This window comes from Nocardia africana NBRC 100379, from assembly GCF_001612635.1.
Lineage (GTDB): Bacteria > Actinomycetota > Actinomycetes > Mycobacteriales > Mycobacteriaceae > Nocardia > Nocardia africana.
The window spans coordinates 37,924-54,301 of sequence record NZ_BDAV01000013.1 but is presented as its reverse complement, the minus strand read 5'-3'; the positions used below and the strand labels follow the sequence as shown (position 1 = coordinate 54,301).

Here is a 16,378-nt window from a genome sequence, read left to right as displayed (position 1 = left end):
CCATGTCCGAGGACATGATGGTCCGGGATCTGCTCGCGCTGGCGCCGGAGGCGACATTGGCCATCGCCGCGGTCGCCGGTTTGCTGCTCGGCTCGTTCCTGCCGCGCCGACGACAATGGGTCGTGCGCGTAATCGCCGCGGCGGGTGCGGTGGGCGTCGTCGCGACCACGGTACCGGTGTGGAGCGATCCGGCGCGCACCGTGTTCGACGGCAGCTACGGCATCGACGCGGCCACCAATACCGTGCGGTTGGTCGTAGCCAGTTCGCTGCTGGTGCTGCTGGCCATGTCTGCGCCGGAAACGCGCAGGGCGGCAAGAGAATCCGAGTTCGTCGTCTTGCTCGTCCTGAGTGGTCTCGGGGCGATCCTGCTCGCGGGTGCCGAAGACTTGCTGGTATTGATCGTGGCCTATCTGCTGGCGAGCGTCCCCCTCTACGCACTCGTCGGGTTCGGCAAGGACGGGCTGGGAACCGAAGCGGCGCTGAAGTATTACCTGTTGGGAGCGCTGTTCGGGACGACCATGGTGTTCGGCGCGGCGATCGTTTACGGCGCGGGCGGTGCCACCGCGTATCCGGCGTTGGGGTCTAGTGCGCACGGGGCGCCGCAGGCTGCGCTCGTGGTGGGTGCGGTCGCGGTGCTCGGTGGCCTGTTGTTCAAGGCGGGAGCGGTGCCGGCACATTTCTGGATCCCCGATGTCGTCGCGGGCACCCGGGCACCGGTCGCGGCGCTGGTCACCACCGTGCCCAAACTCGGCGCGGTCGTGGCGATCTACCGCCTCGCTGCCATGGTGCTGGAACCGAGCGGACTGAACTGGCGCCTGCTGGTCGCGATAATCGCCACGGCCACAATGGTTCTCGGAAACTTTGCGGCCTTCTTCCAAACCGATGTGCGGCGGCTGCTCGGCTATTCGACGATCAGCCAGATCGGCTACCTGCTCGTCGGCGTCGTCGCACTGGACCGCAGCGACCTCGCACTACCTGCCGTACTGATCTATCTGGCGGCCTACGCGGTAACCAATCTCGGCGCTTTCGCCGTGGTATGCGCGATGCCCGCCCTGCGCACGATCGACGACTACACCGGAAAGTTGCGGCGGCATCCCAGTGTGATCGTGGCGTTGATCGTCTGTCTGCTCGGGTTGATCGGCACCCCGCCCACCGGCGTCTTCGTCGGGAAGTTGAGCGTATTCACCGCCGCATTCGACGCCGGATACGGGTGGCTCGTGGTCGTCGCGGTCGCCAACGCCGTCGCGAGCGTCTTCTACTATCTGCGCTGGATCGTGCCGACCCTGAGCGGAGCCAGGCAGGGCACCGCACCGGAACCGATCAACACGTGGGTGGCATACGCGGCAGCGACCGCATCGATAGCGGTGGGAATCCTCGCCGGCCCCATCATGGATGCGATGACCGGACCGCTCGCAGTACCGTGACCGGCAGGTCAGAACAGTCGAGCAGCTATTCGCCGCATGACGTCACCACGAAGGTGGCCACGAGCAGCAGGACCGGCAGGGCGGGCGCTGCAAGGGCGGCAGCCGCCGCTCTGCGCGGGTGAATTCGGTTGCGGGCGCCCGCCTCGGCGAGGCGGGCGAGCCGCAATTCGACACAATCCTCGGCAATCGCCAGCACGGATGTGGGAGCCGGGACATCGCCCAGGCGGGTCAATGCGCGATGGACAGCAGCGGATCCGAACATTTCGGCCGCGTGTCCATCGGCGTCGAGCTCGACCAGTGCACGGACCAGTTCCGGTGAACACCGCGCGACCGGCAGCCAGGGCACGGCGTAGGCGACAGCCTCGGCGACCGTGACCAGCAGGTGATGGCGGCCACGCACATGCGCGTGCTCATGCGCCAGCACGGCGCCCACCGCGGCCGGATCCAGCCGCGCCGTCAAGCCTTGACCGGCGACGATCATCGCCGGTCGACCGGCCAAACTGTAGGCGAACGGTGCGGGCGACGGTAGCCACAGCACAGGGAGATCGACGGTTCCGTGCAGGATGCGAGACAGATTCCGGTGTTTGTCGAGCGCAATACTTCGTTGCCGAGACACCGCTCGCCAGCGCAGCGCGAATCGAATTGCGGCCGTGACCGACACGGCGACACCGACGATCCCGATCGCGGCTACGAGCCGGGCGGGGACGGCGTCATGCGCTCCGGGCAAGCAGCGGTGCGCCCAGGACATCAGTGCGGCAGGACCGCCGTGACGCGGTGCCAGGCTAATGAACAGCGGTGCCATCAGCAGCGCCGCGCTCGCGCTGAGCAGTGACGCCCACGCCATGAGAACGAGCCGCGGATCCGTCCGCCGCAGCATGACCCGAAGCGCCGGGGGAGCGCCGAACGCAATGACTACCGCGCCCGCCAATCCGACCACCCCGGTGATCACCCGCGTCGGCCCCGCGCGCGCAGGCCTCGCCGCAACGCTTTCGATTCCGCTTCGGAGACCCCCCGCATGAACTGCAACAACACCCCGTCGGGATCATCGGCTGCGTCGAGGACTGCGCGTAGCTCATCGGCGGCGGCCTCGGCGCGAGTGCGGGTGGGCACGTACCAGTAGGCCCTGCCCCTGCGCTCGCGCTGTAGCCAGCCCTTGCGGTGCAAGTTGTCCATCACCGTCATCACCGTCGTGTACGCCAGCGGCCGCTCGTCTCCGAGCCCGGCCAGTACCTCCCGCACGCGGACCGGTTCGTCGGTACGCCAGATCACGTCCATGACGGCCGCTTCCAGATCGCCGAGTTGCTGCACTTGTCGTCCCTCCTGCCTGGTTCGAGCCTAGGCCACCAGGTCGGTAGGGAAATCGTTCTCCGATCGATCGGTCGTGGGTGCGGCGGCGAGACGGGGCTGGATGAGGATCAGCGTCCGTCCCGCCGACCGCGAACGCCGTCAGGCATCGGCGTCCCGTGCCGCGATCGAACCAGCACGAGCTTTCTATGTAATACGTACATAGATAGTAGTAGCAGGTCGACGACGTTGCCCGCAAGATCGCTCCGACCGTTGCTGTCCAGGTTCGGGTGCGTGCTGGTCAGTTCGGTGGGTAGGCGTAATGACCCTATCGATCTGCGACCCGGCGGGGCGTCGCTAGGTGGCGAGTGGCCGTGGCGTGAGCCTCCGGAATCGGTCTTGTGGCCACTGGGGCGCCGGCGGTGAACCCCGGGGTTACCGCCCTATTTCGTGTCCGATAAATCCGGAAATACCCAATGTCAATTAACCCCCCCGGGGTACCCTCCGGTAGGGTGGGCGACGACCGTTCGGCGGATGGCGGGGTGTCATCCTCGGTATTCGTGGTCTTCCTCACGTACGATCAACTAAGTCCGTACGGAGATAGTAGATTGTTGCCAGCGGATGTCGATCGCGTATCGTGTGTCGCGATGGCATCACCCGAAAGATATTCCGATGCAACGCATTTCGACGTAGGGAGGTTCGGCTCATGAGCTGCGGTCCGAACTATCGCGCGCTGTTGCCTAACGGAACTGCCTCCATGTCGCCGCGCTTGACCGTCCGATTCTCGCCATTCACGCACGCGGATGCCGGATCGATCTCGGTGGCTCCGCAGTGAGCCTGATCAGTCGCCTCCGCTTTGGCGTCCCCGCGCTGGCGCTCGTCGCCCTCCTTGTGCTCGTGGCCTTGCATTTCGACTGCGTGCGACCCGGTGGCGACACTCATGTGCACCCGACGATGACCTCGGGCGACGTGGTATCGGCCGCGAGTGCGGTGGGGCATCTCGACCTCGGCCTTCACGTGCCCGGAGACGATTGCTGCTCGCATGCGGCTCACTGCGTTCTGAAGTCGGCGCTGCCGGCGAATCCGCAGAAGACGATGCTCTTGGGCCTGGTGTTGTTCCTCGCGATGGTCGCGTTGGCGGCGATCTCGGTGGCGGGTTCGATTGCGCTGGCGGTGCGTGGCCCGCCGCTGCCTACCCCGACTGCCCTGACCGGGCGCGGAATTCTGACTCGTTTGTGTATCGATCGCCGCTGATCGGCTAGCGACAGGTCGATGGCCACTGTCATCGGCCGGTGTCCGCTGCCCGCTCACGCTGCACCGCCCATTCGGGCGGACCGATACCGAAAGCGACAGTCATGGACAAAATTGTGCTCGAGGCACCGGAAGATGTCTCGACAACCGAGGCGCCGACACCGGCGGTCATGCCGCGAGGTCTGGTCGGAAATACCCCGGTGTTGTGGGTCGGTGAGCCACTGGCTCCGGCCGGCCGAGGATTCTGGGCCAAGCTGGAAGGCGCCAATCCGGGAGGGATGAAGGATCGACCGGCTCTGCACATGGTGCGTCGTGCCGAACAACGCGGTGACCTCGTCCCGGGTGCGCGGATCATCGAATCATCGAGTGGCACCTTGGGTTTGGGGTTGGCCCTGGCAGGGATGGTGCACGGTCATCCGGTGACCGTGGTGACCGATCCGGGGATGGAGCCGATGGTCGTGCGGCTGCTCTCCGCCTACGGTGCCCGGGTGGACCTGGTCACCGAGGCGCACCCGACCGGTGGTTGGCAGCAGGCCCGGCGCGACCGTGTCGCCGAACTGATGGCTGCTGAGCCCGACGCGTGGTGCCCGGACCAATACAGCAACCCCGACAACGTCGATGGTTACGAATCCCTCGCACTCGAGCTCGTCCAGCAATTGGACCGCATCGATGTGCTGGTGTGCGCCGTCGGCACCGGCGGACATTCGGCGGGCGTCGCGCGGGTTCTGCGCAAGTTCAATCCCCGGCTGAAGCTGATCGGCGTGGATACGGTGTCCTCGACGATCTTCGGGCAACCCGCCGGGCCCCGCCTGATGCGCGGCCTGGGTTCGAGCATTCATCCCCGCAACGTCGACTACGACGCGTTCGACGAGATCCACTGGGTGGCGCCCTCGGAGGCGGTGTGGGCATGTCGTACCCTGGCCGCCACCCACCACGCCAGCGGCGGGTGGAGTGTCGGGGCGGTGGGGCTGGTCGCCGGTTGGGCGGCCCGAGTCCACAACGCCGGGACCCGGATTGCGGCCGTGTTCCCCGATGGCCCGCACCGCTATTTCGACACCGTCTACAACGACGCCTATTGCGAGGAGAACGGGTTGTTCGACGCCGATCCGCCGATCGAACCGGAAGTGGTGGCTCATCCGACCGAGCGGGTGGTCACCTCGTGGACCCGCTGCACCACCGTCATCGACCCCCGCACGTTGGGCATCGACCTGGAGTCGGCGTCGTGACCGTGATCAAACAGTTCCGCAGCTTCGATATGGCCGCGCGTCTGCTGATGATCAACCAGTTCGGCATCAACCTCGGCTTCTACATGCTGATGCCGTACCTGGCCGGCTACCTCGCCGGACCGCTCGGTCTGGCGGCCTGGGCAGTCGGGCTCGTCCTGGGTGTGCGGAACTTCTCCCAGCAGGGGATGTTCCTGGTCGGAGGCACCCTGGCCGACCGACTCGGCTACAAGCCACTGATCGTGGCCGGATGTCTACTGCGCACAGTCGGCTTCGGCATGCTGATGTTCGCCACCTCGCTCCCACTGTTGCTGATCGCCTCGGCCGCAACGGGTTTCGCCGGCGCACTGTTCAACCCTGCCGTGCGCGCCTATCTGGCGGCCGATACGGGTGAACGTCGCCTCGAAGCGTTCGCGGTGTTCAACATCTTCTACCAGGCGGGAATCCTGGCCGGCCCGCTCGTCGGGCTCGCGTTGATGGCGTTGGATTTCCGGATGGCCGCGGGCGTGGCCGCCGCGGTGTTCGCGGTGCTGACGATTGCCCAACTATTCGCGCTGCCGACCCGCCAGGCGAGCGCACCTGCCGAACGCACCTCGGTGCTCGACGACTGGCGAACCGTGGTCGCGAACCGCCGGTTCCTCGCGTTCGCGGTCGCCATGATCGGCTCGTATGTGCTGTCGTTCCAGATGTATCTGGCACTGCCACTGCAGGCCGAATACATCGATAAGCCTCGGGCCGAGACCGTGACATCGGCGTTGTTCGTGGTGTCTGGTGTCGTCGCGGTGGCCGGGCAATTGCGGATCACCGCCTGGTTCCGCGCCCGCTGGGGGACCGGGCGCAGCCTGGTCGTCGGACTGAGCATCCTCGCGATCGCCTTCGTGCCACTGGTGCTCGTGCCAGGCCCGCAGCACTTCGGCACCGTGACAGCCGTTGTGGTGCTCCTGCTTTCGGCCGCCGTTCTCGCGATCGGCACGGCCGCGGTGTTCCCGTTCGAAATGGACACCGTCGTCTCGCTGTCGGGCGGCAAACTCGTCGCCACGCATTACGGCTTCTACAACACCGTGGTCGGGGTGGGCATTCTCGTCGGCAACCTCGCCACCGGTGTCGTAGTCGGCGCGGCGCGCGCGGCCGGCATGGATTGGGCCGTATGGGTCGGACTTATCGCCATCGGGGCGGTGTCGGCGTTCGCGCTGGCACGACTGGACAAATCCGCGCAGAAACAGACGGCGCGAGACCAGTCGCAGCCGCAGCCGGTGGCGCAGGGGGCCGAGTCCGCCTGAGCGCCCACTCCAGGAGGAACGCAGCGCCGCAGATTGTGGCGCTGCGGCGGGCGAAACCGGGCTGAGCTCGACGTGCATTCGTGCGAGGCCGGGATCGACCGTTGCGTCGAAAGCTTGTGCTGCACTGCCCGCAGCACGGGGCGCCGTCAGTAGTGGCGCCGGCGATCGGGTCGCGCGGCCCTTCCTCGCGGATCGCGCTTCCCGATCGTCGTACCGTGCGCGGGTGTAGTTGTCCGTCTCAGCTTCCCGTCGACGTCATGGCCTTTCGGTTGCCGCAGCCGCCGCTTCGGTAGTTCCTGGTAACAGGCCCGTCAAGACCAGATCGAGTACTGCCCGACGTGCGGTTGCGGGATCCCAGTCGTGTCCGGCTCGCAGGTGGATGTAGCCCCAGCCGACCGTGTTGAACAGCACGGTCGCCGTGGTGGTCGGTGGCACGTCGCGCAGGCTTCCGTCGGCGACGCCGTCACGCAGTAGTCGTTCGAAGGGTTCGGCGAAAACATCCACGACGAGCGCGTCCGGGCCGGGTTTGTGAAAGACCTCGCCGTGTGCGAGGAACATTCCGGCGAGCACGGGTAGATGTTTGTCGGCAGTCCTGCACATCGCCTCCAGCGCGGCTCGAAGCCGCTGGGCCGCCGTCCCGGAACTTGTGAGGGCGGGCCAGATCTCGTCGCGGAAGGTGTCGGCGGCGCGGGAGGTCAATGCAGCCACCAGGTCCTCGCGCGTCACGCCTCGCCGATAAATCGTCGCTCGCGACATGCCCGCCTCGGACGCCACTCGCTCCAAGGTCAGCTCGCCCAGACCCCACCGGCCCACGGCAGCCTCGGTCGCATCGATGAGATCACTGCCTATCACTACCTCTTGACTCTGTGACATATACGCATCATAGTTGAGACATGAACGTCTCAACTATGAGCATCGATAGTCTCAGACTTTCTTCCTGGTGTGGTGCGGTCATCGCGATCGCGGGGTTCGCTTCCCTGACGGCGACGTATTGGGACGATGCGTGGCATACCGATCTGGGCCGGGATAGCGCGATGATCCCGCCCCATCTGTGGTTGTACGGTTCGGTCGCTGTCGCCGGGGCGGTCGTGCTGTTCTGGGCGGGTCGGGTGCTCGTGAGCACGCGTTCGATCCGTTCCGCGCTGCGCTTCGCCCCATTGGTGGTCGCCGCGCTCGGCGGAGCCGCGACGCTGGCGGCCGCCCCGCTGGACGCGGCGTGGCACTCGACGTTCGGTCGAGACGCGGTGTTGTGGAGCGCGCCGCACATGCTGGTTGTCTTCGCTTCTGCCGCAATGGTTCTCGGCATCATCGCGGGGGTGCGGCCGAGCAGGTATGGCGTGGTGGAGGCCATGCTGGCCGCGCTGTTGCTGGGCGGTCTCATGACAGCGGTACTCGAATACGAGACCGACGTGCCGCAGTTCTCGGAGGCCTACTATCTGCCGGTATTGCTTGCGGCCGCGCTGGTCGCGGGCGCGGTCGCTCGCGCCGCGCTTCCCGTGGCCGCGTCGTTGACGATGACGGTCGGGATCTATTTCGTGGTCCGACTGGTCATCACCGTCGTCCTGCTCTTACTGGGACGCAGTACGCCGGAGATTCCGCTTGCGGTGCTGGGTTTGTGCGTGCTCGACCTTCGGTGGCGAAATTCGGTATTGCGGTATACCGGTGCGGCCGCGGCGATCTCCGCCCTGGCATGGATCTCGGCTGCAACCGGAGTAGCCGATCGCCCCGCCGCCACGGTGGCTCCGCTCGCGGTCGTCGCTGTCGCTGTTTTCGCTGTCGTGCTATTGGCGAACATGCGTCAGGGGAGGGTGGTGGCGGTGACCGTGGTTGCTTTGTTTGCCGGTGGGTTCGCGATGTCGGGTACACCGGCGGCGTCGGCGCACGACCCGGGGGAGGGTGAATCCGCCGGCACGGCCGCCGTGATCGGCACCTCGGATGGGAACGGCCACCTGTCGCTGACGGTTGCGCCGATCGGGTCCTGTGACGGCACGAGTGCGAGCAGCATTGTCGCTCGCCGTGCCGGTCGCGTCGTGACAGCGCCGTTGCGCGCGTCGGGCCCGTGTTCCTATGACGGATCGGTCCAGGTCGACGGAGCGGGCCGTTGGTTCGTCTATGCCGAATTGCACAGGCGTGCAGGCGATGTCGAGGTGTGGCTGCCCTTGCCCGCCGACCGGTCCAGCATGGTTTCCGAAGTACGCGACCTGTATCGACCGGCCGGATCCACCGCGTCCACTCGGACCATCGAAATCGTGTCCGGGACCGCGATATACGCGCTCGCGGCCGCATTGATGACGGCTGGCGTCATCGTCGTCGTACGTACCGGGCGCCCCAGCGCAACTGCCGGCGCACGGGCCTGAACTCCAGCCGGACCGGATGCTGGTTACTATGTACTATAGTACGTACACAGGTAGTAACAGCAGTGAGGAAATCCGTGCTACTGGCGTATCTGCCCAGCCCGTCTCGGGGTGTTTGGCACGTGGGGCCGTTTCCTGTTCGCGCCTACGCACTGTGCATCATCGCCGGAATTGTCGTCGCCATCTGGCTGACTCGCAAACGGTGGGCGGCCCGCGGACACGATCCCGACGACATCATCGACATCGCGATCTGGGCGGTGCCCTTCGGGATTGTCGGTGGGCGGCTCTATCACGTTCTCACCGATCCCGAACTGTACTTCGGTGCGGGGCGCGACCCGATGAAGGCGTTCTACATCTGGGACGGTGGTCTCGGCATCTGGGGTGCGGTCGTCCTCGGTGCTGTGGGGGCATGGATCGGTTGCCGGCGTCGCAAGATCGCGCTGCTGGAGTTGGGTGACGCGCTTGCGCCCGGTCTGGCTCTGGCCCAAGCCGTCGGCCGCTGGGGGAATTACTTCAACCAAGAACTGTTCGGCCGTCCGACCACATTGCCGTGGGCCCTCGAAATCGATCCCGCACGCCGGCCCGACGACACTGCCGATATCGGGCTTTATCACCCCACATTCCTTTACGAGAGCATCTGGGATATCGGCGTCGCCATTTTGCTTCTGTGGGTGGAACGCAGAACCCGACGACGTGGCCGACCGCTGGGCGTCGGTCTCCTGTTTACGCTGTATGTTGCGTCTTACACGGTCGGTCGCGGCCTGATCGAAGCGCTGCGTGTCGATCATGCCAATCACTTCTTCGGGCTTCGGCTGAACGACTGGACATCGATCCTCGTATTCGCTGTGGCAACCACCATTCTTGTCGTTGCCACCTGGCGGCGCCGCCGCGCAGAGGCGCAGGAGGATACGTCTTCCTCCGTGTGAACCGGGTGAGGCGACATCAACCGACCCGGCAGCGTCGAACACACTCTGCGGTCCCGAATATTTGTGCATCCCAAGCGAATCTGCGTGTACAGCGGATTCGTCACTTCGTGATGCCTCCTTCCCTTCGGGTGAAGTGACAGATCAATCCGGCGTGTGGAAGCCGGGCCGTCCGCCCTCCGAGAGGGCGTGCAGCGACGATGTCCGAATTTTCACATCGTTAACATTGCTGGCACTTTCTTGGTGGCTTGTTTACATCGTTTGTTACATGGCCGTAATCGTTGCCCCGCACCCTTTTTGAGAGTTTCGATCTCGAACTCTGACGTCGGTCAAACGGTGTCGCAGACAGAAAGTGGATCTGGAAAATGAAGTTCACCAAGTTCGCCGCAACATCGGCGCTGGTCATTGCCGCGCTGGGAATCTCCACCGGCACGGGCATGGCAGCTCCTGCCGACAACCCCGACATCCACTACACGGCAAACGTTATCGACAAATCCGTGGTGGTCCAGACCGATGCGGGATCACTGGCGGCTGAAGGCGATCAATTCCAGGTACGCGACAACCACGGCAAGGTCGTCGCCGGATTCCCGCTCAGCTACCTCCGCGACGGTCTGGAATACCCGATCGCGGCTCACATCGAGGGCAACCGGGCCACTTTGACGCCCAGCACGAACCCCGCTGCCGCCCACCCCGCCCCGATGCTGCACGATGTGGCGAGCCAGGCGGACGAGGATTCGGCGCTGCAGGCCGCCTACAACGAGTTCGGTATCGCCACCAGTATCGGCACCCTCGTCGGCACCGCCATCGGGATCGGTGGCGGATGTCTGCTCGGTGCGGCCCTCGGCACCCCGTTCCTGATCGTCCCCGGGGCGATCGGCGGCTGTCTCACCGGCGCGGCGCTGGGAGCACCGCTGGGTGCGGCGGCCGGTTTGGTTGCCGTCGGCGGCGTCTCCGGGGTGCTGGTCGCCATCGAGTACTTCAACCGGCTCAACGCTCCGGCTGCTCCCTGATCCTCGCGTAGCACAAACCCGAATGGGGCGACCCGAATGCGGACCGCCCCATTCGGGTGTTCGCGCACAACTCAGGGGTGCGACAGTGCGCGGTGAGCCGGAGGGATCACTCGCCGTTGCCGAAGCTGTAGCTCGAAGGGGGCGTCGTCTTGGAGTCCGCCGGTCCGTAGACGAGGGCGACCTCATCGTGCTCGTTGAACGTGATCGCGGCCGGATTGCCTTGGCGCAGTTGGCCGTCGACATAAGCGTGCAGCGCTTGGCCGTCCGCAGCGCGCAGCGCGCCGATGTTGCCCTCGGACAGGCTCACACTCCACTCGCTGAACAACTCGCCCAGGCTGTATTTGCGTTGCACAGGCGACTCGATGTGCACCACTCCGCTGTTGTCGTGGGAATGCAGTGGGCTCATTTTGCCGGTTGAACGGTCGACGCCGATGTTCGCGGGCACTGCGACAGGTTTGCCGTCGACGAGAACGTCGAGGTGAATGTGGATGTGTTCGACGGCGCCCTCTTCGGCCAGCATCGGCAGGCCCGCACGCCGGACGGCGCCGGTCGCGTCGGTGGGCGCCGCCCACGGTGGTGCGGAGGCGGCGCCGGTCGCGGTCGCTGCGGCCGGATTGTTCAATCCCACTGCCGCGTTTTCGTGCTTCTTGTTGTCCGCGCCCCGAACCACGGTGACCGCGATCGCGACGATCAACGCCACAACGACTGCTACCGCGCCTATCCAAAGCAGCAGAGTTCCGCGATCGTTTCGTTTGCCGCCGAGGGCTTTGCTCGTCGCGCGGTTGAGGTTGGGTCGAGGGGTCTTGTTACCTGTCATCGGGGCTCCGTGTGGTTGGTGCGCGGGGGCAGGGAGGGGTCGTTGATGGCCTCACCGCTCGGTGGTCAATCGCTGGACTTCCGGGCGGATATCGTCCGGCAGCAGGGCTTTGAGGTAGACCGCGGCGACACGGTGCCGGCGGTCCAGCACGATTGTCGTGGGCACGACACTGGTCGGGTAGTGGCTGCCCAGCGCCAGCAGGCTGCGCATCGACGGATCGAAGATCGACGGATAGCGGACATGGAAGTCGGTGACGAAATCCTGTGCGGCCGAACGGCTGTCGCGTACGTCGATGCCGAGGAACTGCACGCCCTGTTGGCGCGTCTCGTTGAAGACCTGCTCCAAGCCCGGTGTCTCTGTGCGGCACGGTCCACACCATGAACCCCAAATGTTGATGACGACTACCTTGCCGGCGTAGTCGGCCAGGTGGATCGTGTCGCTGGTCATGAGCGCCGGACCGGTCAGATCCCCGATGGTGCCACGGGAAGCCGGCGGATCGTAGAAGATCTCGATCTTACCGCCGGGCGAAACGAAGTCGAAGCTGCCCCCTGCGCGACAGCGTCCGTACTGCGCCCGCACGCCGCAACCGTGACGACCGAAGCCAGCGTTGCCAGTGCGGCGAGGCGTCGTAATCGGTTCGGCACCGCGTTCTCCGTGTTCCGTGACATCTCCGTACTTACTATTTAGGTACATAGATAGTAGTTCAACAAGCCGAGGAGGCAGATGTGGGCCCGGTGGGTGTCGGCCGGAACCGCTTGACAAAATACCCTAGGGGGGTATGGTAAAAATCGTTCGACAGGCAAGGAAGGGAATGACAATGAGCACCACGACCGTCACCGTCACCGGTATGACCTGCAGCCACTGCGTGGCCTCCGTCCGCGAGGAGGTCGGCAAGATTCCCGGCGTCACCGATGTAGCCGTCGACCTGGCCAGCGGACGCGTCGATATCGACAGCGCCGAACCGGTCGATCGCGTCCGGATCGCCGAGGCCATCGACGAAGCGGGATACCAGCTCGCCGACTGAGTCGAGCGAGATTGTCGGCAGCGCAAGGAAATCGGGAGTACGCAGATGACCGCCACCGCCAAATTCTCCGCATTCGTCGTCGGTCTGGCGGCGGTGTTCGCTCTCGCGATGGGAGCGGGCGCCGTGCTGGGCCCGGCTCCCGCCGCGGACCACGCCACACCCGCCGTCATGTCCGGTCATGCCGGGCACGGGAACTGACAGTTCATCCACCGCCCCACGAGGGCAGCCGCACAGATGGGAACAACGATGGGCACCACGACTCAGCCGCCCACACAACATCGGATCGAGTTGGAAATCGGTGGGATGACCTGCGCTTCGTGCGCCAACCGCATCGAGAAGAAGCTCAACAAACTCGACGGGGTCACCGCGTCGGTGAACTACGCGACGGAAAAGGCGCGCGTGGAGTTCGACGGCGCTGTCACGCCCGAGGAGCTGATCTCGACCGTCGAGCAGGCCGGCTACACCGCCGCCCTGCCCGCGCCGACGGTAGCCGAGACCGAGTCGGACGGTGTTCCCGAGGCGGATCCGGTCGCCTCCCTGCGGCAGCGTCTGCTGATTTCGCTGGTCCTCACAGTCCCGGTGATCGCTATGGCGATGGTGCCGGCGCTGCAGTTCACCAACTGGCAGTGGCTGTCGTTGACGCTGGCCGCGCCGGTGGTGGTGTGGGGCGCCTGGCCGTTCCATCGCGCGGCGTGGGCGAATCTTCGCCATGCCACCGCGACGATGGACACCCTGATCTCGATCGGCACACTGGCCGCGCTGGGCTGGTCGCTGTACGCCCTGTTCTGGGGTACCGCGGGGATGCCCGGTATGCGCCACGCCTTCGAGTTCACGATCGCGCGGGCCGACGGCACCGGCAACATCTATCTGGAAGCCGCCGCCGGCGTGACCACCTTCATCCTCGCCGGCCGCTACTTCGAAGCACGCTCCAAGCGCCGCGCCGGTGCGGCGTTGCGCGCACTGCTCGAACTGGGTGCCAAAGAAGTGTCTGTGCTTCGGGACGGTACCGAGCAGCGGATACCGGTCGACCAGCTGAGGGTTGGGGACCTGTTCGTCGTGCGGCCGGGGGAGAAGATCGCCACCGACGGCATGGTGGCCGAGGGGTCCTCGGCGGTGGACGCCTCGATGTTGACCGGCGAATCCGTTCCGGTCGAGGTCGGTCCCGACGATGCGGTGGTAGGTGCCACGGTCAATGTCGGTGGGCGAATCGTGGTGCGTGCCATACGAATCGGCGCCGACACACAGTTGGCGCAGATGGCGAAGCTGGTCGAGGACGCACAGACCGGTAAGGCAGCCGCGCAGCGTCTGGCCGACAAGATCTCGGGTGTTTTCGTGCCGATCGTGATCGCGCTGGCGGTGGCCACGCTCGGGTTCTGGCTGGGTACCGGCGGTTCGGTGGCGGCGGCGTTCACCGCGGCGGTGGCGGTGTTGATCATCGCCTGCCCGTGCGCGCTGGGTCTGGCGACCCCGACCGCGTTGATGGTCGGTACCGGTCGCGGCGCCCAGTTGGGCATCCTCATCAAGGGGCCCGAGGTGCTGGAATCGACCCGTCGCGTCGACACGGTCGTGCTGGACAAGACCGGCACGGTGACCACCGGGAAGTTGACTCTGCTCGATGTCGTCACCGCGGACGGCGAGGACACCGGTCGGCTGCTGGAACTGGCGGGCGCACTGGAGGATTCGTCGGAGCACCCGATCGCGCAGGCGATCGCCAAGGGTGCGCGTGAGAAGGTCGGCGACCTGCCCGCGGTGGAGGGATTCACCAACATCGAAGGTCTCGGGGTGCAGGGTGTGGTCGACGGCCACGCGGTTATCGTCGGCCGTCGGCAACTGCTGGCCGACTGGTCACAGCATCTGGATGCCGCCCTGGAGGCGGCGATGAGTGCCGCCGAAGCCGACGGTAAGACCGCGGTCGCGGTGGGCTGGGACGGTGCCGCGCGCGGTGTGCTGGTGGTGGCTGATGCGGTGAAACCGACCTCGGCCGAGGCGATTTCACAACTGAAGGCACTCGGGTTGACACCGATCATGCTCACCGGTGACAACGACGCCGCCGCTCGGGCGATCGCCGACGAGGTCGGTATTGACCAGGTGATCGCCGAGGTGCTGCCGCAGGACAAGGTCGATGTGGTGAAGAAGCTGCAAGCCGAGGGCAAGGTGGTCGCGATGGTCGGCGACGGTGTCAACGACGCGGCCGCGCTGGCTCAGGCGGATCTGGGCTTGGCCATGGGTACCGGCACCGACGTGGCCATCGAGGCCAGCGACCTCACCCTGGTCCGCGGTGACCTGCGGGCAGCGGCCGACGCGATTCGCCTGTCCCGCAGGACGCTCGGCACCATCAAGGGCAACCTGTTCTGGGCCTTCGCCTACAACGTGGCGGCTCTTCCGCTGGCCGCCGCCGGGCTGCTGAACCCGATGATCGCCGGCGCGGCGATGGCGTTCTCGTCGGTCTTCGTGGTCAGCAACAGCCTGCGGCTGCGCAACTTCCGCTCCACCGCCAACTGAACAGTAGGAACCGGGCGGGACAGCATTCTGCTGTCCCGTCCGAATCGTTTGGAGGACAGCACATGTCGATCATCACCGGCACTCGGCGACTGGCGCAGCACCCGATAAGCCGCTCGGTCGTCCGATGCCTTGCGGGCTGTGCCCTGGGCGCTGTGCAGGAGGCGCTTCGATCGAAACGGGCGACTCCGAAAACCGGAAGGTAATGATCTGCGGCAGAGACCGGGCACGGATGACGGCTGACCGCATACTTCGACTGCGGGCCCGACTATCAGGGAGATCCCCCATTTCGGATCGACCAATTTCCTGGTGAGCTGTAAGTGCGTACCACGACGCGCAGAGCGAGCCGGTACCAAAGCCGACGGGCTGCGCCCCTCTGTGCGAGACGCCTACTTCGAGTCGCGAAGGGTAGGTAAGGAGCAGCGATGGAATCCAGACGTACCGACCGATGGCACCGATACTGGGACAAGAAGTCCCGCTCCTACGACCGGGAGATGGGCTTCTGGGACCGGCACGTCTTCGGTGACTCCCGGGCCTGGGCCTGCGGCCGGGCCCGAGGCGATGTGCTCGAAGTTGCGGTCGGCACCGGTCTGAACCTGCCCTTCTATCCGGACACGGTGCGGCTCACCGGTGTCGACCTCAGCGCGCAGATGCTCGCCATTGCTCGAAAACGCGCCGAGGAGGTCCGGCCTGACACCACGCTCCAGGAAGGCGACGCGCACGCTTTGTCATTTCCGGACAGCACGTTCGACACCGTCGTGTGCACCTTCGGCTTGTGCGCGATCCCCGACAGCGCCAAGGCGATCGCCGAGATGCGGCGAGTCCTGCGGCCGGGTGGACAGCTCATCCTGGTGGACCATGTTGCCAGCAGTTCTCGCCCGGCACGGTGGGTGCAGCGCGTCCTCGAAACAGTCACCGTGCCGCTGGCGGGCGAGCACTTTCTGCGCCGCCCCATCGACACCGTCCGCGCGACCGGCTTCGAGGTCGAACACGCAGAACGCTTCCGTCTGGGACTCGTAGAACGGGTTGTCGCCCGGAAGCGGTGACAGGTAGGCGCCGGACCCCTGCCTGCTCGATTTGTCGGCCTATCGAAGCCGTTTGCGGCGGGCGCGAAACAGTAAGAACAGCAAGGCTTTTCCAGCGACCACTAGAATCAGAGAAAGAGATAGCGTCCACCGCCAGTGGGTTACCGCATAGCCGGCCGCGCCGACGTGCACGACCAGCGCGACCGCGACCGCGACCGCGATGGCAATGAGAACCCATCCGCGACCCGGGGACCGCCGGCCGAA

General features: G+C 65.9%; 15 protein-coding genes and 1 pseudogene. 11 read left to right on the top strand and 5 right to left on the bottom strand.

The window, feature by feature from the left end; translation table 11 throughout:
• The first annotated feature begins 2 nt into the window (after window positions 1-2).
• On the top strand, window positions 3-1,424 hold the full coding sequence (locus tag NA3_RS23290; RefSeq protein WP_197521852.1) for an NADH-quinone oxidoreductase subunit N: 1,422 nt from the start codon (window positions 3-5) through the stop codon (window positions 1,422-1,424).
• Window positions 1,425-1,449: 25 nt separating this feature from the next.
• Here the strand turns inward: NA3_RS23290 and NA3_RS23285 are convergent, their stop codons facing one another.
• Window positions 1,450-2,301, bottom strand: coding sequence for a M56 family metallopeptidase (locus tag NA3_RS23285; RefSeq protein WP_156769645.1), 852 nt, complete (start codon window positions 2,299-2,301; stop codon window positions 1,450-1,452).
• A gap of 68 nt (window positions 2,302-2,369) precedes the next feature.
• The gene (locus NA3_RS23280) at window positions 2,370-2,732 is read right to left on the bottom strand and encodes a BlaI/MecI/CopY family transcriptional regulator (RefSeq protein ID WP_082976690.1); all 363 of its coding nucleotides are present in this window, start codon (window positions 2,730-2,732) and stop codon (window positions 2,370-2,372) included.
• 807 nt (window positions 2,733-3,539) lie between these two features.
• On the opposite strand from NA3_RS23280, the gene lpqS reads away from it, so the two are divergent.
• The 3 genes from lpqS (at window position 3,540) to NA3_RS23260 (ending at window position 6,462) form a co-directional block, all read left to right on the top strand.
• A complete protein-coding gene (gene lpqS, locus NA3_RS23270; protein ID WP_156769644.1) occupies window positions 3,540-3,962 on the top strand; it encodes a putative copper homeostasis (lipo)protein LpqS in 423 nt (140 codons plus the stop codon).
• A gap of 101 nt (window positions 3,963-4,063) precedes the next feature.
• The gene (locus NA3_RS23265; protein ID WP_062965786.1) at window positions 4,064-5,185 is read left to right on the top strand and encodes a PLP-dependent cysteine synthase family protein; all 1,122 of its coding nucleotides are present in this window, start codon (window positions 4,064-4,066) and stop codon (window positions 5,183-5,185) included.
• Window positions 5,182-6,462: an MFS transporter gene (locus tag NA3_RS23260; protein WP_227995525.1), complete on the top strand. Its 1,281-nt coding sequence runs from the start codon at window positions 5,182-5,184 to the stop codon at window positions 6,460-6,462. The genes NA3_RS23265 and NA3_RS23260 overlap by 4 nt, the downstream gene beginning before the upstream one ends.
• Window positions 6,463-6,717: 255 nt before the next feature.
• On the opposite strand, the gene NA3_RS23255 is transcribed toward NA3_RS23260, so the two are convergent.
• A complete protein-coding gene (locus tag NA3_RS23255) occupies window positions 6,718-7,335 on the bottom strand; it encodes a TetR/AcrR family transcriptional regulator (RefSeq protein WP_062965785.1) in 618 nt (205 codons plus the stop codon).
• A 35-nt stretch (window positions 7,336-7,370) separates the two neighbouring features.
• Between NA3_RS23255 and NA3_RS23250 the strand changes: the two genes are divergently transcribed.
• From NA3_RS23250 to NA3_RS23240, 3 genes are all read left to right on the top strand, one after another.
• The gene (locus NA3_RS23250) at window positions 7,371-8,819 is read left to right on the top strand and encodes a hypothetical protein (protein WP_156769643.1); all 1,449 of its coding nucleotides are present in this window, start codon (window positions 7,371-7,373) and stop codon (window positions 8,817-8,819) included.
• 74 nt (window positions 8,820-8,893) lie between these two features.
• A complete protein-coding gene (lgt, locus tag NA3_RS23245) occupies window positions 8,894-9,742 on the top strand; it encodes a prolipoprotein diacylglyceryl transferase (protein WP_062965783.1) in 849 nt (282 codons plus the stop codon).
• A gap of 362 nt (window positions 9,743-10,104) precedes the next feature.
• A complete protein-coding gene (locus NA3_RS23240; RefSeq protein ID WP_062965782.1) occupies window positions 10,105-10,749 on the top strand; it encodes a DUF8020 domain-containing protein in 645 nt (214 codons plus the stop codon).
• 106 nt (window positions 10,750-10,855) lie between these two features.
• Here NA3_RS23240 and NA3_RS23235 read toward each other — a convergent pair whose 3' ends face one another.
• Together NA3_RS23235 and NA3_RS23230 are read right to left on the bottom strand one after the other, a co-directional pair.
• On the bottom strand, window positions 10,856-11,566 hold the full coding sequence (locus NA3_RS23235) for a hypothetical protein (RefSeq protein ID WP_063917713.1): 711 nt from the start codon (window positions 11,564-11,566) through the stop codon (window positions 10,856-10,858).
• 51 nt (window positions 11,567-11,617) lie between these two features.
• Window positions 11,618-12,210: pseudogene (locus NA3_RS23230) on the bottom strand (TlpA family protein disulfide reductase).
• Between the two features lie 173 nt (window positions 12,211-12,383).
• Here NA3_RS23230 and NA3_RS23225 point away from each other — a divergent pair.
• From NA3_RS23225 to NA3_RS23215, 4 genes are all read left to right on the top strand, one after another.
• Entirely contained in the window at window positions 12,384-12,590 is a 207-nt protein-coding gene (locus NA3_RS23225; RefSeq protein ID WP_062965780.1) for a heavy-metal-associated domain-containing protein, read from the top strand.
• Between the two features lie 45 nt (window positions 12,591-12,635).
• The gene (locus NA3_RS37770; RefSeq protein WP_167355034.1) at window positions 12,636-12,788 is read left to right on the top strand and encodes a hypothetical protein; all 153 of its coding nucleotides are present in this window, start codon (window positions 12,636-12,638) and stop codon (window positions 12,786-12,788) included.
• Window positions 12,789-12,836: 48 nt separating this feature from the next.
• Window positions 12,837-15,092: a heavy metal translocating P-type ATPase gene (locus tag NA3_RS23220; RefSeq protein WP_062965779.1), complete on the top strand. Its 2,256-nt coding sequence runs from the start codon at window positions 12,837-12,839 to the stop codon at window positions 15,090-15,092.
• A 422-nt stretch (window positions 15,093-15,514) separates the two neighbouring features.
• Entirely contained in the window at window positions 15,515-16,135 is a 621-nt protein-coding gene (locus tag NA3_RS23215) for a class I SAM-dependent methyltransferase (RefSeq protein WP_062965778.1), read from the top strand.
• The last annotated feature ends 243 nt before the right edge of the window (window positions 16,136-16,378 follow it).